Origin of the sequence: Streptomyces deccanensis (assembly GCF_022385335.1) — a bacterium.
Taxonomy (GTDB): domain Bacteria; phylum Actinomycetota; class Actinomycetes; order Streptomycetales; family Streptomycetaceae; genus Streptomyces; species Streptomyces deccanensis.
In genome coordinates this window covers 2,190,043-2,216,614 of the sequence record NZ_CP092431.1, presented here as the reverse complement: position 1 = coordinate 2,216,614, position 26,572 = coordinate 2,190,043, and the positions used below count along the sequence as shown (strand labels likewise).

The window sequence follows — 26,572 nt, the reverse complement described above, 5'->3', positions numbered from 1 at the left end:
CCCCGTCACTCGCATCCGCCCACGCATCGGCCCGGAATCTCCACTCCGTGCGATTTCTCCCCAAAAGTAGCTCAGCCCAGTGCGGATGTTGCCCCCCTGAACACCAGAACGGCACCGAGCGCGACGACCAGCAGAGCCGACGCCAGCGGTACGGTCCTGCGCACCAGCGCGGCCGTCGGTCCGCCGAGCCGGCCCTCGCCCCGGTCCATCACCCGCGTCACCCAGCCGCCCGCCTTCACGACGGCGTACCCGGCCGCCGTCAGCGTGAGCGCCAGCCCGATGCCGTACGCCAGCACGAGCAGCAGCCCGAACCACGCCTTCCCCAGCGCCGCCGCGCCGACCAGGACGACCACGGCGGACGGGCTCGGCACCATGCCGCCCGCGAAGCCGAGCAGGATCGTGCCGCGGAGGGTGGGGGCGGTGGGGTGCGTGTGGGTGAAGCCGCCGTGGGTGTGCGTGACACCACCGCCGAAGAGGGAGCGCTTCTCCTTGGGGGCGTGGTCGTGGTCGTGGTCGTGGCTGTGACCGTGCGTGTGGTCGTGACCGTGCGTGTGGTCGTGACCGTGCGTGTGGTCGTGGCTGTGGGAGTGGCCGTGGTCGTCGTCGTGGTCATGGCTGTGGGGGGTGAGCGACGTGTGGGTGTGCGTGGTGGTCGCGCTCTGCGCGTGGGTGGGTGACGGTGCGGCCTGGGCGAGTACGAGTTCGCGGCTGGGCTCGGGCTGGTGGTCGTGCGAGTGGGTGTGCCCGTCTCCGTGGCCGTGGTCGTGGCTGTGGCTGTGCCCATGACTGTGGCTGTGGTCGTGCTCATGGGTGTGGCCGTGGTCGTGACCGTCGGCGTGGTCGTGGTCGTGACCGTCGGCGTGGTCGTGGTCGTGGTCGTGGTCGTGCGAGTGACCGTTGTGCCCGTGGCCGTGCGCGCTCGCGTGCGTGAGTGCCAGTTTGCGGTTCAGCCATGCGCGGCGGGCGAGGGTGACGCCCGCGCCCATCACGAACAGGCCGCTCGCGATGCCGAGCCAGGTGATCACGGACGGGGCGGCGGCGGAGCCGGCCAGGACCAGGAGGCCGAGGGCGACCACGCCCAGGGTGTGGGTGACCGTCACGGACGCGGCCATGGGCAGGACGTCTCGCATCCGGGCCCGGTCGCGCGCGGCGGCCGTCGCGGCCATCAGGGTCTTGCCGTGGCCGGGCCCGAGCGCGTGCATGGCGCCCAGGAACATGGCGATGCCGAAGGCGAGGGCACCGAAGCCGAGGGTGAGGTCCTGGCTGGAGACCAGGTCGTCGAGAGCCCTGGTCCAGCGGTCCGCGCCGCGCGGCAGGATCGAGGCCCCCGGGGCCGCGCCCTCCTGCTCGGCCAGCGCGGGGCCGCCCGGCTCCACCTGGAGCGAGGCCTTCGCCGTGTCCTCCGGGGACTGCAGCAACTCCGCCGGATACTCGGTGAGTTGCTTCGAGACCGACTCCTCCGGCACGTCCGACCCGGTCAGCGTCATCCGGTCGCCCCGGGCGGTGACCTCACGCCAGCCGGGCCCGGAGTCCACGGCCGCGTGGAAGGCCACGTCGGCGGCCCGGTCCGGCAGCGGGGCCGTCAGCCGGCACTCCACCCGCAGCGTCTTCAGGCCCGCCTGGCCCGGCCGTTCCTCGGCCCGGCTCGACTTCAGCGCCACCTCGGCGGCACTCCCGTCGACGGTGACCTCACTGCCCGCGGCGGCCTTCTCGCACCGTTCGCGGGCCCAACTCTCCATGCCCTGGCGCTCGATGGCGGGCTCGGCCTGGGTCGCCGGGATCTCCGCGAGGTCCTCGACGTGGAGGATCCTCAGCTGTCCGGGGGCGGCGACCAGACCGTCGTACCGGTTGACGGTGAAGTTGCCGAGGGGGTGGGCGCTCGCGGCCTGGGCGGGGCCGAGGACGAGCACGCAGGCGGCCACCAGGACCGCCGTGCCGGAGGCGAACACGCGCCGGGAAGAGGTCACTTGGCGGTCTCCAGGGCCTGCAGTGCCTTCAGGGTCTTGCGGGCCTCCGCCGCGCCGAGCGGCGAGAAACCGGCGTTGAGGTCGAGCGCCGCCTTCAGCGAGGCGCGGGCGTCCTTCTTGTCGCCGGCCGCGTACTCGACCATGCCCCGGTGGTACAGGAACGTCGCGTCCTTGTATCCGGTGGCGGTGGCCCGGCGGGCGTACGGCAGGGCCTCCTCGTCGCGGCCGTTGACATGCAGCGCCCAGGCGAGGGCGTCCGCCGTGTGCACCGTCTCCCGGCGCTTCCACTCGGCCTCGGCGGCCCGCAGCGCGGCCTTGGTGTCGCCGTGGTCGGCGGCGGCGAGCGCGGTGTCGAGGTCGGCGTTGACGCCGTTGGAACGGGCGATCGCGGTGTAGGCGTCCACCAGCGCGTACTGGTCGCCCGCCTTGGTCCTCTCGCCCTTCGCCTCGTACAGCTCGCCGAGCACGACGAGCGGTCCCGGCAGCGGATAGGAGGACACGACCTGCTCCAGGCCGCGGATCGCCTCCGCGTCGTCGCCGCTCGCGGCCTGGGCGCGGGCGCGGCCCTCCAGGGCGGGGAGGTAGGTGTCGTCGGCGCCGAGGGCGCGGGCGTAGTGGTCGAGCGCGGTCTTGTAGTCGCCCTGTTTCCAAGCGAGTTGGCCGAGCTGGGTGGCCACGTAGGCGATGTCTCCGCGTGTGGCGGCCGAGTCGAGGGCCTGTTCCAGGACGCGTCGGGCGGTCTTCACGTCGCCGCGCAGCTCGTACACGTAGGCGTACCGGGTGAAGACGGGGATGCCGGGGCGGCGGGTGTCGGCGAGGCGGACCGCCTCCAACGCGTCGTCGTAGCGGCCCAGTTCGACCAGGGCGTCGACGCGGCTGCACAACGCCCGTTCGCTGTACGGGTTCTGCTTCAGCGCCTTGTCCGCGTACCGCAGGGCGTCCTCGAACTCGTGGCGGGCTGCGGCGAGGGCGGCGAGGCCCGCGAGCGCCGGGTCGTTGTCCGGGCGCAGCTCCAGGGAGCGCTCCAGGGCCTTCTCGGCCTGCGGGTAGCGGGACGGGTCGCCCTTGACCCTGGCCTGCTCGACGTAGGCGAGACCGAGCGTGGACCAGGAGCCGAAGTCCTTGGGCTGTGCCTTGAGATGGGCCTGGAGCCGCTCGACGGCCGTGTCGAGGTCGCCACCGGCGAGCTGCGCCGCCGAGACACCCGGCGAGGAGGACATGGCCACGGTCCGGCCGTCGTCCCCGGCCCCCAGCGCCACCGCGAACCCGGTGAACGCCACGGCCAGCGCCGCCGCGCACGCGGCGACCCGAGCCAACCGCCGCCGCCCCGACTCGGGCGCGCTCTCACGCCCCCGCCGGGGAGCCGTCCCACGACCGGGCACCACGGTGGTCTCCGAACCCCCCTCGCCCTTCGAGACGCCCCCGGACCCACCGCCGGACGCGAAGCCGGCTACCGGCCTCGCCCCGGAGTCGGCGCCGGACGTGGAGTCGGCCTCGGCCACTGGGTTCCCCTCGGCCTCGGCCTCGGCCTCGGCGCCGGCCACCGGGCTCCGTTCGGCCTCGGACACCGGCTCCGGTCCCGCGTCGGACCTGGTGTCAGCCCCGGGCTCGTTCGCGGCGTCGGACACGATGTCTGCCCGCGACCCGATCGCGGCAGCGGACCCGTCGGCCCCCGGCTCGTCCGAGGCGTCGCACCCGGAGTCGGCTCGCGGCTCGTTCGCGGTAGCGGACCCGTCGCCCCCTGGCCCGACCCCGGCAGTGGCCCCGTCGTCGGTCGTCCGCCCTGACGCGGCAGTGGCCCCGTCGTCGGCCGTCCGCCCTGACGCGGCAGTGGCCCCGTCGTCGGTCGTCCGCCCTGACGCGGCAGTGGCCCCGTCGTCGGTCGTCCGCCCCGACGCGGCGGCGGGCCCGGTGTTCCGGTCGGAGGCGGTGGGTGCGGACCGGTCGGGTTCGGGAGTTCCCTCGTCGGGGCGCGGGCGCCCGTTCTGCGGCGCGCTCTCGTTCGTACGCGGGGACATTCCCTCTCCTCAACAGCCTTGCCGGGTGCGGTGATCGTGGTCGTGGGGCGCGGCCCGCGCCGGGGGGATGGATACGGACGGGCCGCGCCGGTCACGGCGGCCGGGCCCCATGGGGAAGGGCCCGGACGCGGGTCCGGCTAGTAGTACGCGCGGTCGTTGCGACGGCGCCACCACAGCAGACCCGAGCCGATCAGCAGGACACCGGCCGCGCCGGCGCCGGCCGAGGCGGCGATCAGCGTGGTGTCGTCGGTGCCGCTCTCGACACCGCCGCCCAGCGCGCTGCGGACGTTGTTCGTGGTGTTGCCCTTGACCGTCTTGCCCCGCGAACCGGCCGTCGGCAGACCGACGTACGGGAAGGACTTGCCGAACTTCTTGTCGTTCTTGTCGACCGCGTCGCCCAGGTCGTTGGGCGCGTCGACCAGCTCGCCCTCGACGACCTGGAGCGCGATGTCGATCACGTCGTCGGTGAGCCGGCGACCGTTCGGGAAGCCCTGGTTGTCACCGTCCAGCACACCCAGCCGCTTCGGCTTCGCCGTGGGCTCGATGGAGGTGTTGAGCCGCAGCTGCTCCGAAGGGGTCACGTGCGGCGGCTGGTTGAGGCCCTCGACGCCCTTGAGGAAGACGTCGACGAGGTCGTTGCGCGGCTCCTTGGGCGCCGGGATCTTGTAGATCGCCTCGATGAGCTTGGGCAGCTCGGGCTCGGTGACGTTCTTCAGGAACTGGGCGTCGTCGACCGGCGAGGACGCGTTGAACTTGTCCTTGTCGCCGATGGGGTTGACGACCTCGTTCACCAGCGGCATGCCGAGGCGCGACACCTGGTGGTACTGGCCGTCGGCGCCCTGGCGCTGCGTCGTGGACCAGATGCCGACGATCGGCTGGTCCTTGGACTGCACGAGCGCCTCGCTCGGGATCTGCAGGGCGATCGAGTTGACGTTGTAGCCCTTCAGCGTGTCCCGCCCGACCTCGGAGAGGTCACCGCCGTACAGCAGGTCGAAGACGCGCAGGTCCAGGAAGAACGGGTCGTCGGCCTGACCCGCGTACGTGGTCACCCCGCTCGCCGTCTTGTACACGGCCTCGTCGCGCAGCTTCTTGAAGTCCGGCATCGACGCCTTGCCGACGTTCGACGGCGCCACCCACACGTCGTCCGCGAGCTTGGTCTTGGAGACCGCGCGACGGTCCTTCAGCTTGATCAGGTCGATGTCGTACGTCTGCGTGATGTTCAGGTCCGGGTCGTCGAGGCTCTCCACGACGCCCGTGTTGTACAGGAAGGTCCTGTCGTTCTTCGTCTTCGTCTTGAACGTGTACCGGAAGACGAGGTCTTCCTGGGCGTCGCCGTCCTGGTCGACGCGGATGTCGTACTCCGCGTCCTCGGAGAAGGTGAAGAAGTTCGGTCCGCCCGCCGGCTCCTCGAAGGGGATCCAGTTGGCGATCACCGTGGTCGTGTCCGGCTTGTCGGGGCTGACGAACGCGTACACGTCGGTGTTGTCGAACTGGGGCTCCCCCGAGATCAGCGGGGCCTCCCGGTGGCTGGAGGCGGAGGCCGCCCCCGGCTGCAACACGGTGACGCCGGCGGCCGCGAGTCCTCCGGCGGCCAGCGAAGCACAGATGAGGGACGCGATGCTCCGCCGTCCCGCGCCGCTCCTGGAAGTAGGTGTCGTCATGCCGTCCGTCCTCTGTCCCAACTTGCCTGACGAACGCCATTCGGAGCGGTCGGCAGGGTGGATTGGTCGAATCCCAAACGTTCTTACGGCGCGTTTGAAAGGTTGTTTCAGCGGAGAGCGGGATTTGTTGATCCGGATCTCGTCCGGATCCGTAACCCCATCCGGAGGTGGGTCGGTTGCGAATGCCTTACGCGCGGGGATGGCCGTGCTCGGCCGGAGGCGAGGGGGAGCGAGTGGAGGCGGACAGTCTTCTGGTCCGGGTGGCCGGAGGCGACCAGCGGGCGTTCGAGGATCTGTACGCCCTGGTGTCCGGCCCGGTGTTCGGGCTGGTGCGCAGGGTCGTACGTGACCCCGCGCAGTCGGAGGAGGTGGCCCAGGAGGTGCTGCTCGAACTCTGGCGCTCCGCGGGCCGGTTCGACCCGGCGCGGGGCAGCGCCCTGTCCTGGATACTCACCCTCGCGCACCGGCGCGCGGTGGACCGGGTGCGCAGCGCCCGCGCCGCCACCGAGCGCGAGCAGCGCGAGGGACGACGCAACCACCACCCCGCCTTCGACCAGGTCGCCGAGGAGGTCGAGGCGGGTCTCGAACGCCAGTGGGTGCGCCACTGCCTGGAGAAGCTCACCACCCTCCAGCGCGAGTCCGTCACCCTCGCCTACTACGACGGCTACACCTACCGTGAAGTGGCCGAGCGGCTCTCACTGCCGCTCGGCACGGTCAAGACCCGTATGCGCGACGGACTCACACGGCTGCGCGAATGCCTGGGAGGAGTCGCATGAGCGCCCTGTACGGCCGGCCCGGGGGAGGTGTGCGGTGAGCCTGTTCCGCCGCGAGGATCTCCACTCGCTCGCCGCTCCCTACGCCCTGGACGCCCTGGAGCCCGACGAGCGGCGCCGCTTCGAGCAGCATCTGGAGCGCTGCGACCGCTGTCCGGCCGAGGTGCGCGCCCTGTCCGAGGACGCGGTCCGCCTCGCCTGGTCGACGGCCGCGCCGGCCCCGGCCGCGATGCGCGACCGGGTCTTCGCCGCCGTGCGCAACACGCCGCAGGAGGCCAACACGCCTCAGGAGAACCAGTCCTGGAGCGCCCAGCCGCCGCGGTCCCAGCACCTGCCGAGGCATGTGTGGGGGACCGAGCCGCCGCCGAGGTCGCGCGCCCGTGCGCCCCGGTTGCGCTCTTGGCTCGTCCCGCTGGCCACCGTCACGGCCGCCGCCGCGCTCGTGGTGGCCTCCCTCTTCGCCGTCCAGGCCGACCGCACCCGTGACGAGCTGGCCGCCGAGCGCGCACAGGCGAGTGAGATCGCCCACGTTCTCGCCGCGCCGGACGCCCGCGCGACCAGTGACCGGGACGGAAAGGGCCACAGAATCGGAGTGATCGCTTCCGCGGAGGAGGGGAGCGCGATCGTGACCCTCAGCGGATTCGAGGACCTCCCGAAGGATCAGGTGCACCAGCTCTGGCTCATGCGCCCCGACGTGCAACCACGCTCCCTGGGCCTCTTCGACGGCGACACGCCCTTGGTCACGAGCGGAATGAACACCGACGCGACGTCACTCGCCGTGACCGTCGAACCCGACGGTGGATCACCACAGCCCACCAGCCAGCCAGTTGTCCAACTCGCCCTGGAATCGGTCGGATTCGGAGAGTAATCAACAACGCCGTTACAGGGTAGGTGAATACCGGGACCGTGATTCCCGAGTGCTCCAACGGGGCGATATGGTTACGCTGCCCGGGCCGGGTGGACTCGTACGGGTGGGGAGTGACATGGAACAGATAACAGTGCGCAGGGCGCGAGTCCCTGCGATCACATGCGGGAGCAGCGCGACCAGCTCGCGCCTCGACCGACATCTCTCGGTGCTGAGCGGCCCCGCCGTGCCACAGCGCGAGGCGGCCGAGGCGACCTCGCTGATGCGCGAGATAACGTCACGTTCCCCGCAGGAGCGCAGCAGCCGCAAGGACACGCGCGTCGGCCGGGTCTCGCTGTTCGCCCCCCTCAAGAGGCTGCGCCGCTCGCTGTTCGGCAGCCGTTAGCACCACAGCACCAAGGGTTTCCCCGCAGGAGGCCCGCGCTCAGGCCACCACGCCGTCCCGGCGCAACGCTGCGATCTCGTCGTCCGTCATCCCCGCGGCACGGAGCAGCGACCCGGTGTGCTCCCCGAGCGCGGGCACCGCACCCATCCGCGCCTCGTCCCCGCCCGGCAGCGTGATGGGCGGCAGCAACGCCCGGAGCGGCCCCACCGGTGACTCCACTTCCCGCCACCGGTCCCGGGCCGCCAACTGCGGATGCTCCGCCACCTCCGTCACGTCCCGTAGCCGCGCGCAGGCGATCCCCGCCGCCTCCAGCCGCGCCAACGCCTCGTCGGTGTCCAGCAGCCCGAGCGTCTCCGTGACCAGCTCGTCCGTGCGTTCCCGGCGCTCGACCCGCGCCGGATTCGTCGCGAAGGCCGGGTCGTCCGCCAACTCCGGCCGCCCCAGCACCTGTTCGGCGAGCCGCCGCCACTCCCGGTCGTTCTGCACCGACAGCAGCACCCGCCCGCCGTCCGCCGTCGGATAGGCGTCGTACGGCGCGATCACCGCGTGCCCGAGGCCCGTCCGGGCCGGGGCGCCGCCGCCGTGCATGGCGTGGTGCAGCGGATGTCCCATCCACTCGGCCAGCGCCTCCAGCATCGACACCTCCACCGGCCCGCCCCGCCCGGTCGTGCCCCGCCGGACGAGCGCCGCGAGCACCCCCGAGAACGCGTACATCCCGGCGGCGATGTCCGCCGCCGGGATGCCCGCCTTCACGGGCTGCTCCGGGGTCCCCGTCACCGACACCAGCCCCGCCTCGCACTGCACGAGCATGTCGTAGGCCCGCTTGTCCGCGTAGGGCCCCGTCGCCCCGTAGCCCGAGATGTCCACGGCGACCAGCCGGGGGTGCGCGGCGCACAGCGTGGCCGCGTCCAGGCCGAGCCGGGCCGCCGCGCCGTGCGCGAGGTTCTGCACGAACACGTCCGCGTCCGCCACCAGTCGGCGTACGACGGCCAGGCCGCGCGGGTCCTTCAGGTCCAGCGCGAGGGACTCCTTGCCCCGGTTGCACCACACGAAGTGCGAGGCCAGGCCCCGGGCCGCCGTGTCGTAGCCCCGGGCGAAGTCACCGCCGTCCACCCGCTCGACCTTGATCACCCGGGCGCCGAGGTCGGCGAGCTGCCGGGTGGCGAAGGGTGCCGCGACGGCCTGCTCGACGGCGACGACGGTGACGCCGTCGAGGGGCAGGGGGTCACCGGCGCGGGGGAGTGGACGCATGCCGTGGATCATGTCCCCGCCGGGGCGGGGTTGTCACCAGGGAGTGCCGCGTGTCACGTGCCCCGGTGACGCGTCCCGGCGTCGGCGGTCTCCGGCCCGTCCCCCGAACGGGCCGGAGGTCACCTCGGGCCGGCCGCGTACGTGCGGACCGCGAGCGGCACGAACACCGCGAGCAGGAGCGCGCACCAGAGCAGCGACCCGGCGACGGGATGCGTCACCGGCCAGGCGGCCCCCTCCGGCACGGCCGCGTTGCCGAAGAGGTCACGCAGGGCCGTCGCGACCGCGCTGATCGGGTTCCACTCGGCGGCCGTGCGCAGCCAGCCCGGCAGACCCTCGGTCGGGATGTACGCGCTGGAGAGCAGCGGCAGCAGGAAGGTCGCACCGCCCAGCTGCCCGGCCGCCTCCTCGTCGCGGGTGAGCAGCCCCAGGAAGATGCCGATCCACACGCAGGCGAACCGGAACAGCAGCAACAGCCCGAACGCGCCGGCCGCCGCGAGCGCGCCCCCCTCGATCCGCCAGCCCACCGCCAGCCCGACGAGCAGGAACAGCAGCGACCCCACGACGGTGACCACCAGGTCCGCCAGGGCCTGGCCCAGCGGCACCGCCGCCCGGCTCATCGGCAGCGTCCGGAAGCGGTCCATCACGCCGCGGTGGGTGTCCTGGGCGGCCTGGAACATCCCGGTCATGATCCCGCCGGAGGCCGTCGCGACCAGCAGACCGGGCACCAGGAACCGCCGGTACTCCTCGCCCGGCACGGCGAGCGCGCTGCCGAAGACGTACCCGAAGAACAGCAGCATCGAGACGGGCATGATCTGGGTGAGGATCAGCAGCCCCGGGTTGTTGCGGACCCGCCGCAGCTGCCGGCCCAGCATCGCCGTGCCGTCGTACGCCAACGCGCTCACGCCGCACGCTCCTTGAGGTCTCGTCGGTCGCGAAAGTCTGCCGGGGCGCCCTCGGTGAGGCGGAGGAACACGTCGTCCAGGGTGGGCGGTCGCAGGCTCGCGTCCAGCAACGGGATGCCCGCCGCGTCGAGTTCACGCACCAGCCGGGGGAGCGTGAGCGTCGGGTCCAGCGCGATCACGCCGACGGCCCGCCGCTCGTGGTCGAACGACGGCTCCGCGCCGGTCAGTTGGTCGAGCACTCCCGCCGCCGCCGTCATCGCGTCCGCGTGGGCCACGACGACCTCCGCGTACGAGCCGACGAGCGCCTTGAGTTGGGGCGGCGAGCCGCTGTGCGCGATCCGGCCCCGGTCCATCAGCACGATCCGGTCGGCGAGTTGGTCGGCCTCCTCCAGGTACTGCGTCGTCAGCAGGACGGTCGTCCCTTCGTCCTTGAGGGCGCGCACGGCGTCCCAGGTCCGGTTGCGGCTGACCGGGTCCAGGCCGGTGGTGGGCTCGTCGAGGAAGAGCACCGCCGGGCGCCGGACGAGGCCGGCCGCGAGGTCGAGCCGGCGGCGCATACCGCCCGAGTAGGTGGAGACCGGCCGGTCGGCGGCCTCGGTCAGGCCGAAACGGTCGAGGAGTTCGGCCGCGCGGGCCGCCGTGTCGCGGACCCGGTGCAGCCGGGCGAACAGCCGGAGATTCTGCCTGCCGGTGAGGTCGCCGTCGACCGACGCGTACTGCCCGGTCAGCCCGATCACCCGCCGGACCGCGGCCGGCTCCCGCACGAGATCGTGGCCCGCGATCCGCGCCGAACCCGCGTCCGGCCGCAGCAGCGTCGCCAGCAGCCGTACGGCCGTGGTCTTGCCCGCCCCGTTCGGGCCGAGCATCCCGAGCACCGTGCCCTCCTCCACGGCCAGATCGAGGCCGCGTACGGCACGGACGTCGCCGAAGCGCTTCTCCAGACCCTCACTAAGTACAGCGTACGTAGTAGTCATGGGCCGACCATAGCGCATTACGTACGCTGTACGTAACTAGGATGGTGGCCGAGGTGATGATCGATGGCTGGCCGAGCGGCCCGACCCGAAGTGATCTGGGCCCGCCCCGAACGCACCGGCCGGGGGCCGAGACCCGCGTTCAGCCGCGCGGACATCGCGGCGGCGGCCGTAAGGCTCGCCGACGCGGGCGGCCTGGACGCCGTGTCCATGCGGCACGTGGCCGCCGAGCTGGGCTGCGGCACGATGTCGCTCTACAACTACGTGCCGCGCAAGGAGGACCTGTACGAGCTGATGGTCGACGCGGTCGCGGGCGAGCACGAGCTGTGGGAGCCGGCCGGCGACTGGCGGGCCGATCTGCGGCGGGTGGCCCACCAGACGCGTGACCTGCTGCGTCGCCACCCCTGGATGCCACGGCTGATGTCGCCGGTCTACGGCTTCAGCCCCAACGGGCTGCGGTATCTGGAGCACTGCATGGCCTGCATGGACTCCCTCGACGCGCCGTACGGGACGAAGATGCAGCTCCTGGGGATGCTGAACGGGTGCGTGACGACCTACGTCGCGAACGAGCTGGCGACGGCCGAGCGGGTGCGGTCGCTGCCGTGGTCGGAGGACCGGGAGAACGAGGTCCGGATCGCGTACCTCGGGGGGCAGATCGCGAGCGGCGCGTACCCGCGGCTGGCGGCGGCGTTCACGGAGGACTCCGGGCCGATCGATCTGGAGGCCGTGTTCGAGTGGATGCTGGGCAGGGTGCTGGACTCGTTCGCGCCGTAGAGAGCCCTGCGCCGTAAAGCGCCCTACAGCAGGGTGAACTGGCCCTCCGGGCCCTCCTCCCGGTGGTCCAGGACCGAGGCGGGCCGACGGGCGGAGTCCGGCACCGGGAGCACTCCCGCCCGGCGCAGCTCAGCCGCCGTGATCGGGTCCCCGACCGACAACTCCTCCTGCCTCGGCCGCAGTTCGGCCAGCAGCGCCAGCACGGTGATCAGTTCGAGCAGCTCCGACGTCCAGGTCTGGGGCCAGGTCGTCGGGCGGATCGCCTCAAGCGTGCCCGGCTCGGCGGTCTCGGTCCTGCGGGCGAACCACTCCTCCAGCACGCGCACACCGCCGACGTGGAAGTCCCAGGCCTCGGACGGGACGGGGGAGATACGGCCGTCGTCGACGACGAGGGTCTCCTCCTCGCGGGCGTAGCGGACTTCGACGGGGCGGGACGGGAGCGGCGCGCGCACGTACGGGCGTCGGCCTCCGGGGAGCTTGGGGCGGTCGCCGTCGCGGCGCATCAGCCACAGGGCGCGGCGGCCCAGTTCGACGCCCCGCGACCAGACGTCGGGGTCGGCGGGGAGGGGCACCCCGACACCGTCAGGGCCGGGCCGCGCGGCCACCAGGGCCCAGGCGAGGACGTCGATGGCGTCGACCGGGCCGGTGCCGAGGCGCTCGCCCAGATACTCCACCAGACCCGGCGCGAGGTTGGGTTCGGCGGCCCTCGGGCGGCGGAACAGCGGGTGGACGCGGCCGATGCGGGGGCCGTGCGGCGGGGCGAGCGGGAGCACGGACGACGCGGTGAGCAGAGGGCCCGCGGAGTCCGGGGCGACCGTCTGTTCGACCACGAAGACCTGCCGCTCGTCCGCCACCCGCCACAGCTCGGGGCGGGCGGCGTCGATGAGCCGGTGGTCGGGGATGAGCCACTGTTCGTCGAAGGGCGCGGCCAGGACACGGACCGGCTCCGGGCAGGGCCCGGACTCCCGGGCCAGCCGACCGGTGCCGGTGGACCGGCCCGGCAGCTGAGCCACCGCGGAGGTGAGCGTGCGGGAACGGGTGGGGGCGAAGAGGGTCTCGCGGTCCGGGCCCTCCGCCTTCACCAGGGCGTCCCAGCGGGCCTTCAGGGACACGGCGTCGGGGGCCGTCGGCCACCCCCGGCCCAGCCGTGGCGGTGCGACGGACCACGGCATGAGGTCCGCGAGTCGCGGAGCGTCGTCGGGCGTCACGCTGGGCATCGTACGGCCTCGTCAGGGGGCGTCGAGGGTCACGGTGAACGAGAAGCGGTCACCGCGGTAGTGGATGACCGCCACGTCGAGGACACGGCCGGACTCGTCGTGGGTGACGCCCGTGTAGTGCAGGATCGGGCTGAGCAGGGGGACCTGGAGGAGGCGGGCGGTCTCCGGGTCGGCGATGCGGGCCTCGACCGTGTCGGTGATCCGGCCGATGGCCACCCCCACGACATCGCGCAGGACCTTGGTCATCGGCCACCGGAGCAGGTCGTCGCGGTCGATGCGTTCGGCCAGCTCGGGGCGGACGTAGTTGCGGGCGTGGTTGGTCGGCTCGCCCGTCCGCTCGTCGCCGCGCAGCCGGTGGTAGGTGGCCACCTCGGTCAAGTCGGGGAAGTACTGCGAGAGTTCACCCGATACGGGGGTGCTGCCCTCCTCCAGCAACTCCGTCGTCATCCCCGACTGCTGGGCCACGATCGCGTCCACGGAGCCGAGCAGCCGCACCGGGGAGCCCCGCCGGGCGCCCGGCTCGATGAAGGTGCCGCGCCGGCGGTGCCGGCTGATCAGTCCCTCGCCCTCCAGCTCCTTCAGCGCCTGCCGCATGGTCAGCACGCTCACGCCGTAGTGCCCGGCCAACTGCTCCTCGGTCGGCAGCCGCAGCGGCTCCTGCGGCGACCGGCCCAGTATCGAGGCACGCAGGGACTGCGACACCTGGTACCAGAGCGGCAGTTTGCGGTTCAGGACGATCGAGTCCGGAGCGAATGAGGTCACGTCGGTATCCGTACCCGGCCCGGCGGGTTCAGCGCAACGGGCCGAAGTGGCGCCGCAGCCCGGACCACACATCGTCGTACGCCTGCTGCCGTTGTTCTGAACGGGCCGCCTGCTCGGTGGTGAGCACGGGCCAGCGCGTCTCGAACATGAACGCGAGCCCGTCGTCCACCCGTTGCGGCGCCAGCTCCGCCGCGCTCGCCCGGTCGAAGGTCTCCCGGTCCGGACCGTGCGCCGACATCATGTTGTGCAGCGAGCCGCCCCCCGGCACGAAGCCCTCCGCCTTCGCGTCGTACGCGCCCTCGATCAGGCCCATGTACTCGCTCATCACGTTCCGGTGGAAGTAGGGCGGCCGGAACGTGTCCTCACCCACCAGCCACCGGGGCGCGAACACCACGAAGTCCACCGCCGCGAGGCCCGGGGTGTCGCTCGGCGAGGTCAGCACCGTGAAGATCGACGGGTCCGGGTGGTCGTACGAGATCGTCCCGATGACGTTGAAACGGCGCAGGTCGTAGACGTACGGGGTGTGGTTGCCGTGCCAGGCGACCACGTCGAGCGGGGAGTGGTCGTAGGTGGCCGTCCAGAGGTTTCCGCAGTACTTGTTCACCACCTCCACCGGGCCCTCCACGTCCTCGTACGCCGCCGTCGGCGCCCGGAAGTCACGGGCGTTCGCGAGGCCGTTGGCGCCGATCGGGCCGAGGTCGGGGAGGCGGAAGGGGGCGCCGTAGTTCTCGCAGACGTAGCCGCGGGCGGTGGCGTCGAGGAGGTCGACGCGGAAGCGGACGCCCCGGGGGATCAGGGCGACCTCACCCGGCTCGGCGCGCAGCAGGCCGAACTCCGTGCGCAGCAGCAGGCCGCCCCGCTCCGGGACGATCAGGAGTTCGCCGTCCGCGTCGCCGAAGACCCGCTCCATGGCGGAATTGGCGTGATACAGGTGCACGGCCATGCCCGTGCGCAGCGTCGCGTCGCCGTTGCCGCCGAGCGTCCACAGGCCGCCGAGGAAGTCGGTGCCCGCCGGGGGCTCCGGCAGCGGGTTCCAGCGCAGCCGGTTGGGGTCGGGGACGGTCTCGGTGAAGGGCGCCGTGCGCAGCGCGCCGTTGCCCGCGCGCGTGAACGCGGGGTGCGCGGCCGACGGGCGGATCCGGTAGAGCCAGGAGCGGCGGTTGTGCGCCCTCGGTTCGGTGAAGGCGGTGCCGCTGAGCTGCTCCGCGTACAGGCCGAGCGGGGCGCGCTGCGGGGAGTTGCGGCCGAGCGGCAGCGCGCCCGGGACCGCCTCCGAGGCGTGCTCGTTGCCGAAACCGGTGAGGTACTCCAGCTCCTCGGCCGTCTTCCTCGCGTCCCCGCTCATGCCCGCTCCCTCGCACTCCCGATTCCTATGCTTCACCGTAGGATTCCGTCGGGGTGGCTGCAAGGGGACAAAGCGGCGGCGAGCCGGCGACGGGGCGTCGACGGACGACAACCGGACGTCGACGGGGCGTCCACAGATCGGGTGCATCGGGCGGAGAGGGAGAACCGGACCGCGAGGGGATCCGTCCTGTCAGTGCGGTGCTCTAGTCTCCCGGCAGGCTGTGGGCGTGCGGATGTTCGGTGTCCGTACGGTCCAGTGCTGAGCGGGAGCGGCGGTACCGGCCGTACTGATATTCGGACAGCTCATCGGACCTCGGCGGAAAGGCATCATGAAGCCCGTGTCCCAGGCGACCTCCCTGCGCCGCGCCCCCGTGCAGCGGCGCAGTGCCGAACGACTGACCAGGATCCTCGACGCCTGCGCCGACCTCCTCGACGAGGTCGGCTACGACGCGCTGAGCACCCGTGCCGTGGCGCTCCGCGCGGGTGTGCCCATCGGCTCCGTCTACCGCTTCTTCGGCAACAAGCGCGCGATGGCCGACGCGCTGGCCGAACGCAACCTGGACCGTTTCACCGACCGGGTCACCCGCCGCCTCCAGGCGACGGGCCGCCGGGACTGGCGCACCGCGATGGACGCCGTCCTCGACGAGTACCTCGACATGAAGCGCAACACCCCGGGCTTCGCCCTCATCGACTTCGGCAACCAGATCCCGGTCGGCGGCAGCCGCCAGGAACCCAATCACCGCGTCGCCGACCGCCTCTCCGACCTGCTCTCCGCGTTCATCGACCGCACCCCCGACGAGGATCTGCGCCGCACCTTCCTGATCGCCGTCGAGACCGCCGACACCCTGGTCCACCTGGCCTTCCGGGTCTCCCCGGAGGGCGACGAACGGATCATCCTGGAGATGCGGGAGCTGCTACGGGCCTATCTCGCACGCGTACTGGACTGAGGCCACGCACCGCCGGGCGCGGCCCATGCGCCCGGCGGCTTCCGCGCGGCCCATGCGCCAGGCGGCTCCCGCGAGGCCCGCGCGCCCGGCCGCCTCCGCGCGGGGCCGCACCCCGGGGGGCTTCCGCGCGGCCGGGGCCCGGTGCCCCGGCGGTTTCCCGACAAGACCCCCGGCAGCCCCTCCCCGTGGTGCATACCGGTCGGTATGCTCGGCCTCGGTGTCGCGTGCCCCGCGCGTGGCGCCCGTCCGAGCGTCATCGTCGCCGCCGCCCCTCCGGGAGGACCCGTGTCCACCACCACCGACGCCCGCACCGCCCTGCGGGTCTGCCCGCTCTGCGAGGCGACCTGCGGACTCACCCTCACCATCGAGGGCACCCGGGTGACCGGGGCCCGCGGCGACCGGGACGACGTGTTCAGCAAGGGGTTCATCTGCCCCAAGGGCGCCTCGTTCGGAGCGGCCGACGGCGACCCCGACCGGCTGCGCACCCCGCTGGTCCGCAAGGACGGGGAGCTGCGGGAAGCCACCTGGGCGGAGGCCTTCGACGCCGTCGCCGCCGGACTGCGCCCGGTCGTCGAGGCGCACGGCCCGAACGCCGTCGGCGTCGTCCTCGGCAACCCCAACGTCCACACCATGGCCGGCGCCCTCTACCCGCCCGTCCTGCTCGCCGGCCTCGGCACCCGCAGCCTGTTCACCGCCTCCACCGTCGACCAGATGCCCAAGCACGTCTCCAGCGGACTGCTCTACGGCGACGCCCACGCCATCCCCGTCCCCGACCTGGACCGCACCGACCACCTGCTGCTCCTCGGCGCCAACCCGCTGGAGTCCAACGGCAGTCTGTGCACCGCCCCCGACTTCCCCGGCAAGCTCAAGGCCCTCAAGGCGCGCGGCGGCACCCTCACCGTCGTCGACCCCCGGCTGACCCGCACGGCCAAGCTCGCCGACCGGCACGTCGCCATCCGGCCGGGCACGGACGCCCTGCTGCTGGCGGCGATGGCGCAGGTGCTGTTCGAGGAGGAGCTCACCGACCTCCGCGACCTCGCCCCGCATGTGCAGGGGGTCGACGAACTCGCCGCCGCCATGCGGGAGTTCACCCCCGAGGCCGTCGCCGAGGCCTGTGACGTCGACGCCGGCACCATCCGCGCGCTCGCCCGCGAACTGGCCGCCGCGCCCACCGCCGCCGTATACGGCCGCATCGGCAGCTGCACCGTCCCGCACGGCACCCTCGCCAGCTGGCTGGTCGACGTCCTCAACATCCTCACCGGCAACCTCGACCGGCCCGGCGGCGCCCTGTTCCCGCACTCCGCGACGGACAAGACCCCCCGGCCCGCAGGACCCGGCCGGGGCTTCGCCCTCGGACGCTGGCGCAGCCGGGTCGGCGGCCACCCCGAGGCCAAGGGCGAACTGCCGCTGTCCGCGCTCGCCGAGGAGATCGACACCGCCACCCCCGAGGGCAGCCCGGTCCGCGCCCTCATCACGATCGCCGCCAACCCCGTGCTCTCCGCACCCGACGGCGACCGCCTCGACAAGGCGCTCGACTCGCTGGACTTCATGGTCAGCGTCGACCCCTACCTCGGCGAGACCGCCCGCCACGCCGACGTGGTCCTGCCGCCACCCCCGCCCTCGCAGGCCCCGCACTTCGACTTCGCGTTCAACGCCTTCGCCGTGCGCAACCAGGTCCGCTACAACCGCGCCGCCGTCCCCCTGGAGGACGGCCGCATGGCCGAGACCGAGATCCTCGCCCGCCTCACCCTCGCCGCCACCGGGATGCACGGCGCCGACCCCTCCGCCGTCGACGACCTGGTCATCGGCCAGACCCTGGGCAAGGCCGTCAAGGACGCCCACTCACCCGTCCACGGCCGCGACCCGAAGGAACTCGCCGGCCTTCTCACCGGCGACACCGGCCCCGAGCGCCGGCTCGACATGATGCTGCGCCTCGGCCCGTACGGCGAGGGCTTCGGCGCGGACCCGGACGGACTGACGCTGGAGAAGCTGCTCGCCCACCCGCACGGCATCGACCTCGGACCGCTGCGGCCCCGGCTGCCGCAGCCGCTGAAGACGGTCAGCGGCCGCATCGAACTGCTGCCCGAGCCGATCGTCGGCGATCTGCCGAGGCTCCGCACCGCCCTGCGCGAGCGCCCCGACGGCCTGGTCCTCATCGGCCGCCGACACCTGCGCTCCAACAACAGCTGGCTGCACAACATCCCCGCCCTCACCGGCGGCACCAACCGCTGCACCCTCCACATCCACCCCGACGACGCCGACCGCCTCGGCCTCGCCGACGGCGACGCCGTAAGGATCAAGGGCGCCGGGGGAGAGGTCACCGCTCCCGCCGAGGTCACCGACGTCGTACGCCAGGGTGTCGTGAGCCTTCCGCACGGCTGGGGACACGACCGTCCGGGCACCCGTATGAGCCACGCGGCGATCGATCCCGGGGTCAACGTCAACCAGCTCCTCGACGGCTCCCTGCTCGACCCGCTGTCGGGCAACGCGGTCCTCAACGGCATCCCCGTGGAGCTGTCCCGAGCAGGCGCAACGCTGTGACCTGGAGTTCTGCGCTTATTGCTCGCATGTCAACGTCTTGTTAACGCTTGTGGAGCCGCCCTAACGTCGTCGCACCGCCGGTGCCCTGGTGGGAGTTCAAGGGCGAACGTTAGGTATCCACATGTTGACCATCCTCGGCTTCGCCATGATCGCGACCTTCCTGGTCCTGATCATGATGAAGAAGATGTCGCCGATCGCGGCACTCGTACTGATCCCCGCGCTCTTCTGCGTGTTCGTCGGAAAGGGAGCCCAACTCGGCGACTACGTCATCGAGGGGGTGGGCAATCTCGCGCCCACCGCCGCGATGCTGATGTTCGCCATCGTCTACTTCGGCCTCATGATCGACGTCGGACTCTTCGACCCGATCGTCCGGGGCATCCTGAAGTTCTGCAAGGCCGACCCGCTGCGCATCGTCGTCGGCACGGCCCTGCTCGCCGCGATCGTCTCGCTGGACGGCGACGGCTCGACCACCTTCATGATCACCGTCTCGGCGATGTACCCGCTGTACAAGCGCCTGAAGATGAGCCTGGTCGTGATGACCGGTGTCGCCGCCACCGCCAACGGCGTGATGAACACGCTGCCCTGGGGCGGCCCGACCGCCCGCGCCGCCACCGCGCTCAAGCTCGACGCCGGCGACATCTTCGTCCCGATGATCCCGGCGCTCCTCGTCGGTCTGCTCTTCGTCTTCGTCCTCGCCTACTTCCTCGGTCTGCGCGAGCGCAAGCGCCTCGGTGTGCTGAGCCTCGACGAGGTCCTGGAGCAGGAGAAGATCGTCAAGGACGAGGAGAAGTCCGGCTCCGAGGAGACCGTGCTCGTCGGCGCGGGCGCCTCGTCGGCCGCCGGTTCCGGTTCCGGTGACGACAAGGTCCGTACGACGAAGACCACCGGCGGAGCGGGCTCCGGCACCGACGCGGACGCCGAGGACGACGACGCGGACGACGTCCGCCTCCAGGGTCTCGACCCCAATCGCCCGACGCTGCGCCCCAAGCTGTACTGGTTCAACGCGCTGCTCACGGTCACGCTGCTGACCGCCATGATCATGGAGTGGCTGCCGATCCCGGTGCTGTTCATCCTCGGCGCCGCGCTCGCGCTGACGGTCAACTTCCCCCACATCCCCGACCAGAAGGACCGGCTCGCCGCCCACGCGGACAACGTCCTCAACGTCTCCGGCATGGTCTTCGCCGCCGCCGTCTTCACCGGCGTCCTCCAGGGCACCGGCATGGTCGACTCGATGGCCAAGTGGATCGTCGACGGCATCCCGGCCGGCATGGGCCCGCACATGGCCCTCGTCACCGGCTTCCTGAGCCTGCCGCTCACCTACTTCATGTCCAACGACGGCTTCTACTTCGGTGTCCTCCCCGTCCTCGCCGAGGCCGGTGCCGCCCACGGGGTCTCGCCGCTGGAGATCGCCCGCGCCTCCCTCGTCGGCCAGCCGCTGCACATGTCCAGCCCGCTGGTCCCCGCCGTGTACGTGCTCGTGGGCATGGCCAAGGTCGAGTTCGGCGACCACACCAGGTTCGTGGTCAAGTGGGCGGCGGCGACCTCGCTGATCATTCTCGGCGCGGGTGTGCTGTTCGGCATCATCTGACGGCATCGCCCGGACCGTCGGACCCGACTCCCGCGCCCTAGAGCGAAGTTCGCTCGGACCGGCGTGAACTTCCCCCAGGAGGAACCGCATCGTGAGGCCCGGTAGGAACCGCGGCTGGCTGCTCCGCCTCGTCATCGCCTTCAGCTTCGCGCAGGGGGCGGTGTCGATGGCACGGCCCGCCGTGTCCTACCGGGCCCTCGCGTTGGGCGCCGACGAACGGGCGGTCGGTGTGATCGCGGGGGTCTACGCCCTGCTCCCGCTGTTCGCCGCCGTCCCGCTCGGCCGCAGGACCGACCGGGGCCGGTGCGCGCCCCTGCTGCCGATCGGTGTCGTCCTCATCTCCGGCGGCTGCGCCCTGAGCGGTCTGGCCGACTCCCTGGTGGCGATGGCCGTCTGGAGCGGTGTGATGGGCCTCGGTCATCTCTCCTTCGTGATCGGCGCCCAGTCCCTGGTGGCCCGCCAGTCCGCGCCGCACGAACACGACCGCAACTTCGGCCACTTCACCATCGGCGCCTCCCTCGGCCAGCTGGTCGGCCCCATCGCCGCGGGCGCCCTGATCGGCGGCCCGGACATGGCCCGGACCAGCGCCCTGGCGCTGGTGGTCGCCGGTGCCGGGGCGGCCGTCGCTTTCACGTCGCTGTGGCGCATAGAGCGTCCCGCCGAGCCCAAGTCCCGTACGGCGAAGGGCGAGCGCGTGCCCGTGCACCGTATCCTGCGCACCCGGGGCGTGCCGGGCGGCATCTTCATCAGCCTGGCCGTGCTGTCGGCGACGGACATCCTGACCGCGTATCTGCCGGTGGTCGGTGAGGACCGGGGCATCGCGCCCTCGGTGATCGGCGTCCTGCTGAGCCTGCGGGCGGCGGCGACCATCGCGTGCCGTTTGGTGATGACCCCCATGCTGCGGCTGCTCGGCCGGACCGCGCTGCTCACGGTCACCTGTGTGCTGGGGGCCGTGCTCTGCGCCGGGATCGCGCTGCCGGTGCCGGTGTGGGCGCTCGCCCTGATCCTCGCCGCCCTCGGGTTCTGCCTCGGAGTCGGACAGCCGCTGTCCATGACGACGGTGGTGCAGGCCGCGCCGGACGACGCCCGCTCCACAGCGCTCGCCCTGCGGCTGACGGGAAACCGGCTGGGGCAGGCCGGGGCACCGGCCGCCGCGGGCCTGATCGCCGGGGTCGCGGGCGTGGCCGCGCCGTTCGTGATGCTGGGCGCGCTGCTGCTGGTGTCGTCGGTCATCGCTCTGCGCTCACCGGCGGAGCCGGGGCGCGGGGAGCCGGGACGGGCGGGGCCGGGGCGGGGGAGCGGCACCTCGACGAGGCGGAGGGCGAGGGGCTCGCGGTCGGATGCGGCGGGTGAGTCCCTGAGCCGTAAGGGGGATATCTGACGAGCCGTCGGGCGCGGCTCCACCCGCGCCCCGTGTGATGTGACAGAGAGTCAGGCGAAAGAGCGATTTGTGTGAAAATCGTCTGACTCGGAGGTTCTGCATGTCCACCTCGTCCCGCCCGCGCCCCGCCGGAGTGCGCGCGAGTGCCGCCGCCGTCCTCGCGGCACTCACCGTCACGGGAGCCAGCCTCATCACGGCACCGGCCGCCGTCGCCGCCCCGGGCGACCCCGACGTCGTGATCCACAAGGTGGGCTTCCCGTTCGACAACCAGCGCAACCAGCAGCTGGTCTGCGACTTCTACCTCTCCGCCTTCAACTTCCCCACGGACCCCACCCCGACGCAGCGCATCAGCTGGACCATCGACCGCCAGCCCCCCGCGCCGCGCACCGACCCCGTCGCCACGGGCGAGATCACGCTCGCCGCCGACGGCACCGGGCACAGCACGCCGGTGGCGCCCCCCAACGCGGCGCGGCTCCCCAACGGGGACTACGTGCTGACCTGGAGGACCATCGGCGGAACGCTGGAGGAGGGCCGCAGGGACATCAACGTCAACTGCCCGCTCGCCGGGCCCGAGGGCGCGGTGCCGGCCGGTGGCGGCGGTCTCGCCCTCACCCAGAACTTCTCGCCGGTCGCCGGCGCGGCCGCCGTGGGTCTCGCCGCGGTCGGCGGCGTGGCCTATCTGCGGCTGCGCCGTCGCCGCGCCGATGGCGCCGCGTAGACGCCGGCGCAGGCCCTGGCACCGGACGCGCGCCTACCGCCTGACGCGGACGGTCGTCATGGCCACCGCGCTGGTGGTGGGCGGCGTCCACCTGGCGGAGAACAGGGACCGGACCGGGGCCGCCGAGGCCGGTGCCGCCTGGGCCGACTCCAGGGCGCGCGGTGCGGGGGCACCACACGCCCAAGCGTCCCTGTACTTCACGCCTCCCCCACCCGACGAGCCCGCATCCCCGCCGCCGCCGACGGCGACCGGTGCGCAAGGGACCGAGCGCACGGAACCGGAGACACCGACCGAGCCGGGGACCGAGGCGGGGGCCGCTGCGGGGACGGTGGCGGGGGCCGGCGCCGGGTCGGTGGCGGGGGATGCGGCGGGGACCCAGCCCCCGACCGGGTGGGAGACCCGCCCCCCGACCGGGTGGGCGAGCCAGACGCCCGCCCGGCCGACGGTGCCCACCTCCACGGCCGCACCGACGGGCCAGGCCCCCGCCCAACCCACGGGTGCCGACCCCACGGGCCCGGCACCCGTCGTGCCCACCACAGCGACGCCCGTACGGCCCGCCCCCACCCGGCCCGTGCGACCCGCGCCGCCCACCCCCAGGCCCGCCGAGCCACGCAAGCCCGCCCGCCCGCGTACGCTGCCGCCCTCCCCGGCGAGGACCGTCACCATCCCCTACCTTGGCATCGAGGCGCCGGTGACCGATCTCCGCCTCGACGCCCGACGGCGACTCCCCGCGCCGCCGGACGACAAGCCGAAGCTGGTCGGCTGGTACGCGGACGGGCCCGCGCCCGGCGGACCCGGCACGGCGGTCGTCGTCGGGCACCGGGACACCCGGACGGGCCCCGCCGTCTTCGCCGCGCTCGACGTGATCAAGGCCGGCCGCCTGGTGGAGGTCCTGCGGGCGGACGGCCGCACCGCCGTCTACACCGTGGACGCCGTGAGGTCGTACGAGAAGGACCGCTTCCCCAGCAAGAAGGTGTACGGCCACCGGGGGCGCCCCGAGCTGCGCCTGATCACCTGCGGTGGGACGTACGACCGCCGGAAGGGCTACGCGAGCAACGTCGTCGTGTTCGCCCACCTCACCGCGACCAAGGAACCGGCGCGCAAGCCGTGAACCGGGCGTGCGGGGCGTGCGCCGCACGCCTCGCCGAGCCCCCGGGGGCGTACGGACGCACACGGGGACCGGCACCGGCGCGGCCGACGCAACCGGAAGCGGCGGTACCGCTAGAGGTGGACGCATGAACGCACTCCCCACCTCCCCCCGCGCCCACCGCCGTACCCGCGCCCGCGTCGCCCTCGCGGCCACCGTCTGTCTGCTGGTGGTGGGCGCCCCGACCGCGTACGCCACCCTCGCCGAGGACGCCCCCGCCGGTTCCGTGATCGCTCCGGCGCGCGGGACGCCCTACATGGAGACGCGGCTGCTCTTCGGCACCGAGCGACCGGACGGCGGTCCCGCCGTCACCGACGACCAGTTCATGACCTTCGTCGACCGTGAGGTCACCCCCGGGTTTCCGGACGGGCTGACCGTGCAGGAGGGGCGCGGGCAGTGGCGGGACGCGAACGGGACGATCGAGAAGGAGCGGTCGTACGAGCTGGTCCTGCTGTATCCCGTGTCGTCGGCCACCGTGAGCGACCGCAGGATCGAGGAGATCCGCGGCGACTACCGCGCGGAGTTCGCCCAGGAGGCGGTGGCACGGGTCGACGACCGCAAGCGCGTCGACTTCTGAGGCGAGGCGACTCCCCGCCGCCACCGGAACCGACGAGTCCTGCCTCACTCCTCGAAGGCCTGGTGCCGGAAAACTATCAGGGCTAGTTTTTGGGGCGGACGACCACGCCCGCTCGGGAGGCAGCACGATGAAGGCACACGACGGCATGTACATCGGCGGTACCTGGCGCCCCGCCGCGGGGACCGACACGATCGAGGTCGTGAACCCGGCCGACGAGCAGGTGATCGGCCGCGTCCCCGCGGGCACCGCCGAGGACATCGACGCCGCCGTGATCGCGGCCCGCGCCGCTCTCCCCGGCTGGGCCGCCACCCCGCCCGCCGAGCGGGGAGCGATCATCGGCGCGCTGCGCGACGCGCTCGCCGCCCGCCGGGAGGAGATCGCCGAGACGGTGACGGCGGAGCTCGGCGCGCCGCCGCCGCTCGCGCAGAGGGTGCACGCGGATCTGCCCGTCACGGTCGCCGGTTCGTACGCCGAACTGGCCGCCGGGCACGCCTTCGAGGAGAAGGTCGGCAACTCCACCGTCCACCACGAGCCCATCGGCGTCGTCGGGGCCATCACCCCGTGGAACTACCCGCTGCACCAGATCGTTGCCAAGGTCGCCCCGGCCCTCGCCGCCGGCTGCACGGTGGTCCTGAAGCCCGCCGAGGACACCCCGCTGGTCGCTCAGCTCTTCGCCGAGGCCGTCCACGACGCGGGCGTACCCGCCGGAGTGTTCAACCTGGTCACCGGCCTCGGCCCGGTCGCCGGACAGGCGCTCGCCGAGCACGACGGCGTCGACCTGATCTCCTTCACCGGCTCCACGGCGGTGGGCCGGCGGATCGCCGCGACCGCCGGTGCCGCGATCAAGAAGGTCGCCCTCGAACTCGGCGGCAAGTCCGCCAACGTCATCCTCCCGAGCGCCGACCTCGCCAAGGCGGTGAGCGTCGGCGTCGCCAACGTCATGTCCAACTCCGGTCAGACGTGCAGCGCCTGGACCCGGATGCTCGTCCACACCTCCCGGTACGACGAAGCAGTCGAACTGGCCGCGCAGGCCGCCGCGAAGTACGGCGACCGCATCGGCCCGCTCGTGAACGCCAAGCAGCAGGCGCGGGTGCGGGGTTACATCGAGAAGGGCGTGGCCGAGGGCGCGCGTCTGATCGCGGGCGGCCCCGAATCCCCGCGCGAGCACGGCTACTTCGTCAGCCCCACCGTCTTCGCCGACGTGACCCCCGAGATGACGATCGCCCAGGAGGAGATCTTCGGCCCGGTCCTGTCGATCCTCCGCTACGAGGACGAGGCCGACGCCCTGCGGATCGCCAACGGCACGGTGTACGGGCTGGCCGGCGCGGTCTGGGCCGGCGACGAGAGCGAGGCCGTGGCCTTCGCCCGCCGGATGGACACCGGCCAGGTCGACATCAACGGCGGCCGCTTCAACCCCAGGGCCCCGTTCGGGGGTTACAAGCAGTCGGGTGTGGGCCGCGAACTGGGCGCACACGGCCTGGCCGAGTACCTCCAGACCAAGTCCCTCCAGTTCTGAGCCCCTGCTTCCGAGTCCCCTCGTTCCGACCGGGTTCCAGACGAACCAGTAGGAGAGTCGTCCCCATGGCCGTTCGAGCCGCCGTACTGCCCGCCGTCGGCGCCCCGTTGGAGATCACCGAGATCGAGCTGCCGGACCCCGGACCCGGCCAGGTCCGGGTGCGGCTCGCCGCCGCCGGGGTCTGCCACTCCGACCTGTCGCTGTCCGACGGGACCATGCGGGTGCCGGTGCCCGCCGTGCTCGGCCACGAGGGGGCGGGCACGGTCCTGGCGGTCGGCGAAGGGGTCACCCATGTCTCGCCGGGCGACGGCGTCGTCCTCAACTGGGCCCCGTCCTGCGGGAGTTGCCACGCCTGCTCACTCGGCGAGGTCTGGCTGTGCGCGAACGCGCTGCTCGGCTCCGGGAACGTGTACGCCCGGCGCGCCTCGGACGGCGCCGACCTCCATCCCGGGCTGAACGTGGCCGCCTTCGCGGAGGAGACGGTCGTGGCCGCCGGCTGTGTGCTCCCCGCACCGGACGGCGTGCCGCTCACCGACGCGGCTCTGCTCGGCTGCGCCGTCCTCACCGGCTACGGCGCGGTCCACCACGCGGCGCGGGTCCGGGAGGGCGAGACCGTCGCCGTGTTCGGGGCGGGCGGCGTCGGGCTGGCCTCGCTCCAGGCCGCGCGGATCGCCGGGGCGTCCCGGATCGTCGCCGTGGACGTCTCCCCGGCGAAGGAGGAGCTGGCCCGGACGATGGGGGCCACGGAGTACGTGGTCGCCTCCGAGAACACCGCCCGCGAGATCCGCGCGCTCACCGGCAAGCAGGGCGTGGACGTCGCCGTGGAATGCGTGGGCCGGGCGGTCACCATCCGGACGGCCTGGGAGTCGACCCGGCGGGGCGGCCGCACCACGGTCGTCGGCATCGGCGGCAAGGACCAGCAGGTCACCTTCAACGCGCTGGAGATCTTCCACTGGGGCCGCACCCTGGCCGGGTGCGTCTACGGCAACTCCGACCCGGCGCGCGACGTACCGGTCCTCGCGGACCACATCACCGCCGGCCGCCTGGACCTCTCCGCCCTGGTGACCGACCGCATCACCCTGGAGGACATCCCGGCGGCCTTCGACAACATGCGAGCGGGCAAGGGCGGCCGGGCGCTGGTGACGTTCTGAGACTCCGGGCGCGGCCCATGCTTGTGAGGGGCGCGGGGAACTGCGCGACCAGCCCCCACGCACTCGCACCCGAAGATCTCACCCCTCACTCGTAGAACTCACCCCCAAAGCAATCC

22 protein-coding genes are annotated in these 26,572 nt (G+C 72.8%); 13 read left to right on the top strand and 9 right to left on the bottom strand.

Annotated elements, in window-relative coordinates:
- Positions 1 to 71: 71 nt before the first annotated feature.
- The 3 genes from L3078_RS09890 to L3078_RS09880 form a co-directional block, all read right to left on the bottom strand.
- Positions 72 to 1,967, bottom strand: coding sequence for a nickel transporter (locus L3078_RS09890; RefSeq protein WP_239753047.1), 1,896 nt, complete (start codon positions 1,965 to 1,967; stop codon positions 72 to 74).
- The gene (locus L3078_RS09885; RefSeq protein ID WP_420864165.1) at positions 1,964 to 3,616 is read right to left on the bottom strand and encodes a tetratricopeptide repeat protein; all 1,653 of its coding nucleotides are present in this window, start codon (positions 3,614 to 3,616) and stop codon (positions 1,964 to 1,966) included. The genes L3078_RS09890 and L3078_RS09885 overlap by 4 nt, the downstream gene beginning before the upstream one ends.
- Positions 3,617 to 4,122: 506 nt before the next feature.
- Entirely contained in the window at positions 4,123 to 5,646 is a 1,524-nt protein-coding gene (locus L3078_RS09880) for a DUF4331 domain-containing protein (RefSeq protein ID WP_239753045.1), read from the bottom strand.
- A 233-nt stretch (positions 5,647 to 5,879) separates the two neighbouring features.
- Here L3078_RS09880 and L3078_RS09875 point away from each other — a divergent pair, with 233 nt between their 5' ends.
- From L3078_RS09875 to L3078_RS09865, 3 genes are all read left to right on the top strand, one after another.
- On the top strand, positions 5,880 to 6,422 hold the full coding sequence (locus tag L3078_RS09875; protein ID WP_239753044.1) for a sigma-70 family RNA polymerase sigma factor: 543 nt from the start codon (positions 5,880 to 5,882) through the stop codon (positions 6,420 to 6,422).
- Between the two features lie 34 nt (positions 6,423 to 6,456).
- The gene (locus tag L3078_RS09870) at positions 6,457 to 7,287 is read left to right on the top strand and encodes an anti-sigma factor (RefSeq protein ID WP_239753043.1); all 831 of its coding nucleotides are present in this window, start codon (positions 6,457 to 6,459) and stop codon (positions 7,285 to 7,287) included.
- Between the two features lie 115 nt (positions 7,288 to 7,402).
- Complete coding sequence (locus L3078_RS09865) at positions 7,403 to 7,669, top strand: hypothetical protein (RefSeq protein ID WP_033531581.1); 267 nt, start codon at positions 7,403 to 7,405, stop codon at positions 7,667 to 7,669.
- Between the two features lie 39 nt (positions 7,670 to 7,708).
- On the opposite strand, the gene L3078_RS09860 is transcribed toward L3078_RS09865, so the two are convergent.
- The 3 genes from L3078_RS09860 to L3078_RS09850 form a co-directional block, all read right to left on the bottom strand.
- Positions 7,709 to 8,932, bottom strand: a complete 1,224-nt coding sequence (locus L3078_RS09860; RefSeq protein ID WP_239753042.1) for a CaiB/BaiF CoA transferase family protein — start codon at positions 8,930 to 8,932, stop codon at positions 7,709 to 7,711.
- 107 nt (positions 8,933 to 9,039) lie between these two features.
- The gene (locus L3078_RS09855) at positions 9,040 to 9,822 is read right to left on the bottom strand and encodes an ABC transporter permease (RefSeq protein ID WP_239753041.1); all 783 of its coding nucleotides are present in this window, start codon (positions 9,820 to 9,822) and stop codon (positions 9,040 to 9,042) included.
- The gene (locus L3078_RS09850; RefSeq protein ID WP_239753040.1) at positions 9,819 to 10,796 is read right to left on the bottom strand and encodes an ATP-binding cassette domain-containing protein; all 978 of its coding nucleotides are present in this window, start codon (positions 10,794 to 10,796) and stop codon (positions 9,819 to 9,821) included. The genes L3078_RS09855 and L3078_RS09850 overlap by 4 nt, the downstream gene beginning before the upstream one ends.
- A gap of 63 nt (positions 10,797 to 10,859) precedes the next feature.
- On the opposite strand from L3078_RS09850, the gene L3078_RS09845 reads away from it, so the two are divergent.
- Positions 10,860 to 11,567 carry a TetR/AcrR family transcriptional regulator gene (locus tag L3078_RS09845; protein WP_239753039.1) on the top strand — a complete coding sequence of 236 codons (708 nt, stop codon included), beginning with the start codon at positions 10,860 to 10,862 and terminating at the stop codon, positions 11,565 to 11,567.
- A 23-nt stretch (positions 11,568 to 11,590) separates the two neighbouring features.
- On the opposite strand, the gene L3078_RS09840 is transcribed toward L3078_RS09845, so the two are convergent.
- The 3 genes from L3078_RS09840 to hmgA are packed head-to-tail and all read right to left on the bottom strand — an operon-like array spanning position 11,591 to position 14,891.
- Positions 11,591 to 12,784 (bottom strand): type ISP restriction/modification enzyme, encoded by a 1,194-nt coding sequence (locus L3078_RS09840; RefSeq protein WP_239753038.1) that lies wholly within the window; start codon positions 12,782 to 12,784, stop codon positions 11,591 to 11,593.
- Positions 12,785 to 12,796: 12 nt separating this feature from the next.
- The gene (locus L3078_RS09835; RefSeq protein WP_239753037.1) at positions 12,797 to 13,546 is read right to left on the bottom strand and encodes a GntR family transcriptional regulator; all 750 of its coding nucleotides are present in this window, start codon (positions 13,544 to 13,546) and stop codon (positions 12,797 to 12,799) included.
- A 28-nt stretch (positions 13,547 to 13,574) separates the two neighbouring features.
- Positions 13,575 to 14,891, bottom strand: a complete 1,317-nt coding sequence (hmgA, locus tag L3078_RS09830; RefSeq protein WP_239753036.1) for a homogentisate 1,2-dioxygenase — start codon at positions 14,889 to 14,891, stop codon at positions 13,575 to 13,577.
- A gap of 328 nt (positions 14,892 to 15,219) precedes the next feature.
- Between hmgA and L3078_RS09825 the strand changes: the two genes are divergently transcribed.
- The 9 genes from L3078_RS09825 to L3078_RS09785 all read left to right on the top strand — a co-directional run bounded on the left by L3078_RS09825 (position 15,220) and on the right by L3078_RS09785 (position 26,456).
- Positions 15,220 to 15,837 carry a TetR/AcrR family transcriptional regulator gene (locus L3078_RS09825; protein WP_239753035.1) on the top strand — a complete coding sequence of 206 codons (618 nt, stop codon included), beginning with the start codon at positions 15,220 to 15,222 and terminating at the stop codon, positions 15,835 to 15,837.
- Between the two features lie 285 nt (positions 15,838 to 16,122).
- Positions 16,123 to 18,378 carry a molybdopterin oxidoreductase family protein gene (locus tag L3078_RS09820; protein ID WP_239753034.1) on the top strand — a complete coding sequence of 752 codons (2,256 nt, stop codon included), beginning with the start codon at positions 16,123 to 16,125 and terminating at the stop codon, positions 18,376 to 18,378.
- 121 nt (positions 18,379 to 18,499) lie between these two features.
- The gene (locus tag L3078_RS09815) at positions 18,500 to 19,966 is read left to right on the top strand and encodes a CitMHS family transporter (RefSeq protein ID WP_239753033.1); all 1,467 of its coding nucleotides are present in this window, start codon (positions 18,500 to 18,502) and stop codon (positions 19,964 to 19,966) included.
- A gap of 91 nt (positions 19,967 to 20,057) precedes the next feature.
- Complete coding sequence (locus tag L3078_RS09810; protein WP_239753032.1) at positions 20,058 to 21,347, top strand: MFS transporter; 1,290 nt, start codon at positions 20,058 to 20,060, stop codon at positions 21,345 to 21,347.
- A 100-nt stretch (positions 21,348 to 21,447) separates the two neighbouring features.
- Positions 21,448 to 22,065 carry a hypothetical protein gene (locus tag L3078_RS09805; protein ID WP_239753031.1) on the top strand — a complete coding sequence of 206 codons (618 nt, stop codon included), beginning with the start codon at positions 21,448 to 21,450 and terminating at the stop codon, positions 22,063 to 22,065.
- 58 nt (positions 22,066 to 22,123) lie between these two features.
- The gene (locus tag L3078_RS09800) at positions 22,124 to 23,176 is read left to right on the top strand and encodes a class F sortase (RefSeq protein ID WP_420864048.1); all 1,053 of its coding nucleotides are present in this window, start codon (positions 22,124 to 22,126) and stop codon (positions 23,174 to 23,176) included.
- A gap of 124 nt (positions 23,177 to 23,300) precedes the next feature.
- The gene (locus L3078_RS09795) at positions 23,301 to 23,789 is read left to right on the top strand and encodes a DUF3574 domain-containing protein (protein WP_239753030.1); all 489 of its coding nucleotides are present in this window, start codon (positions 23,301 to 23,303) and stop codon (positions 23,787 to 23,789) included.
- Positions 23,790 to 23,916: 127 nt separating this feature from the next.
- Positions 23,917 to 25,305 (top strand): aldehyde dehydrogenase family protein, encoded by a 1,389-nt coding sequence (locus tag L3078_RS09790; protein WP_239753029.1) that lies wholly within the window; start codon positions 23,917 to 23,919, stop codon positions 25,303 to 25,305.
- Between the two features lie 65 nt (positions 25,306 to 25,370).
- Entirely contained in the window at positions 25,371 to 26,456 is a 1,086-nt protein-coding gene (locus L3078_RS09785; RefSeq protein ID WP_239753028.1) for a Zn-dependent alcohol dehydrogenase, read from the top strand.
- Positions 26,457 to 26,572 lie beyond the last annotated feature (116 nt).

Coding starts and splice junctions, on each gene's coding strand:
- L3078_RS09880 (WP_239753045.1), bottom strand. CDS start 5,646: ATGACGACACCTACTTCCAGGAGCGGCGCGGGACGGCGGAGCATCGCG.
- L3078_RS09865 (WP_033531581.1), top strand. CDS start 7,403: ATGGAACAGATAACAGTGCGCAGGGCGCGAGTCCCTGCGATCACATGC.
- L3078_RS09860 (WP_239753042.1), bottom strand. CDS start 8,932: ATGATCCACGGCATGCGTCCACTCCCCCGCGCCGGTGACCCCCTGCCC.
- L3078_RS09850 (WP_239753040.1), bottom strand. CDS start 10,796: ATGACTACTACGTACGCTGTACTTAGTGAGGGTCTGGAGAAGCGCTTC.
- L3078_RS09845 (WP_239753039.1), top strand. CDS start 10,860: ATGGCTGGCCGAGCGGCCCGACCCGAAGTGATCTGGGCCCGCCCCGAA.
- L3078_RS09840 (WP_239753038.1), bottom strand. CDS start 12,784: ATGCCCAGCGTGACGCCCGACGACGCTCCGCGACTCGCGGACCTCATG.
- hmgA (WP_239753036.1), bottom strand. CDS start 14,891: ATGAGCGGGGACGCGAGGAAGACGGCCGAGGAGCTGGAGTACCTCACC.
- L3078_RS09825 (WP_239753035.1), top strand. CDS start 15,220: ATGAAGCCCGTGTCCCAGGCGACCTCCCTGCGCCGCGCCCCCGTGCAG.
- L3078_RS09815 (WP_239753033.1), top strand. CDS start 18,500: ATGTTGACCATCCTCGGCTTCGCCATGATCGCGACCTTCCTGGTCCTG.
- L3078_RS09805 (WP_239753031.1), top strand. CDS start 21,448: ATGTCCACCTCGTCCCGCCCGCGCCCCGCCGGAGTGCGCGCGAGTGCC.
- L3078_RS09800 (WP_420864048.1), top strand. CDS start 22,124: ATGGCCACCGCGCTGGTGGTGGGCGGCGTCCACCTGGCGGAGAACAGG.
- L3078_RS09795 (WP_239753030.1), top strand. CDS start 23,301: ATGAACGCACTCCCCACCTCCCCCCGCGCCCACCGCCGTACCCGCGCC.
- L3078_RS09790 (WP_239753029.1), top strand. CDS start 23,917: ATGAAGGCACACGACGGCATGTACATCGGCGGTACCTGGCGCCCCGCC.
- L3078_RS09785 (WP_239753028.1), top strand. CDS start 25,371: ATGGCCGTTCGAGCCGCCGTACTGCCCGCCGTCGGCGCCCCGTTGGAG.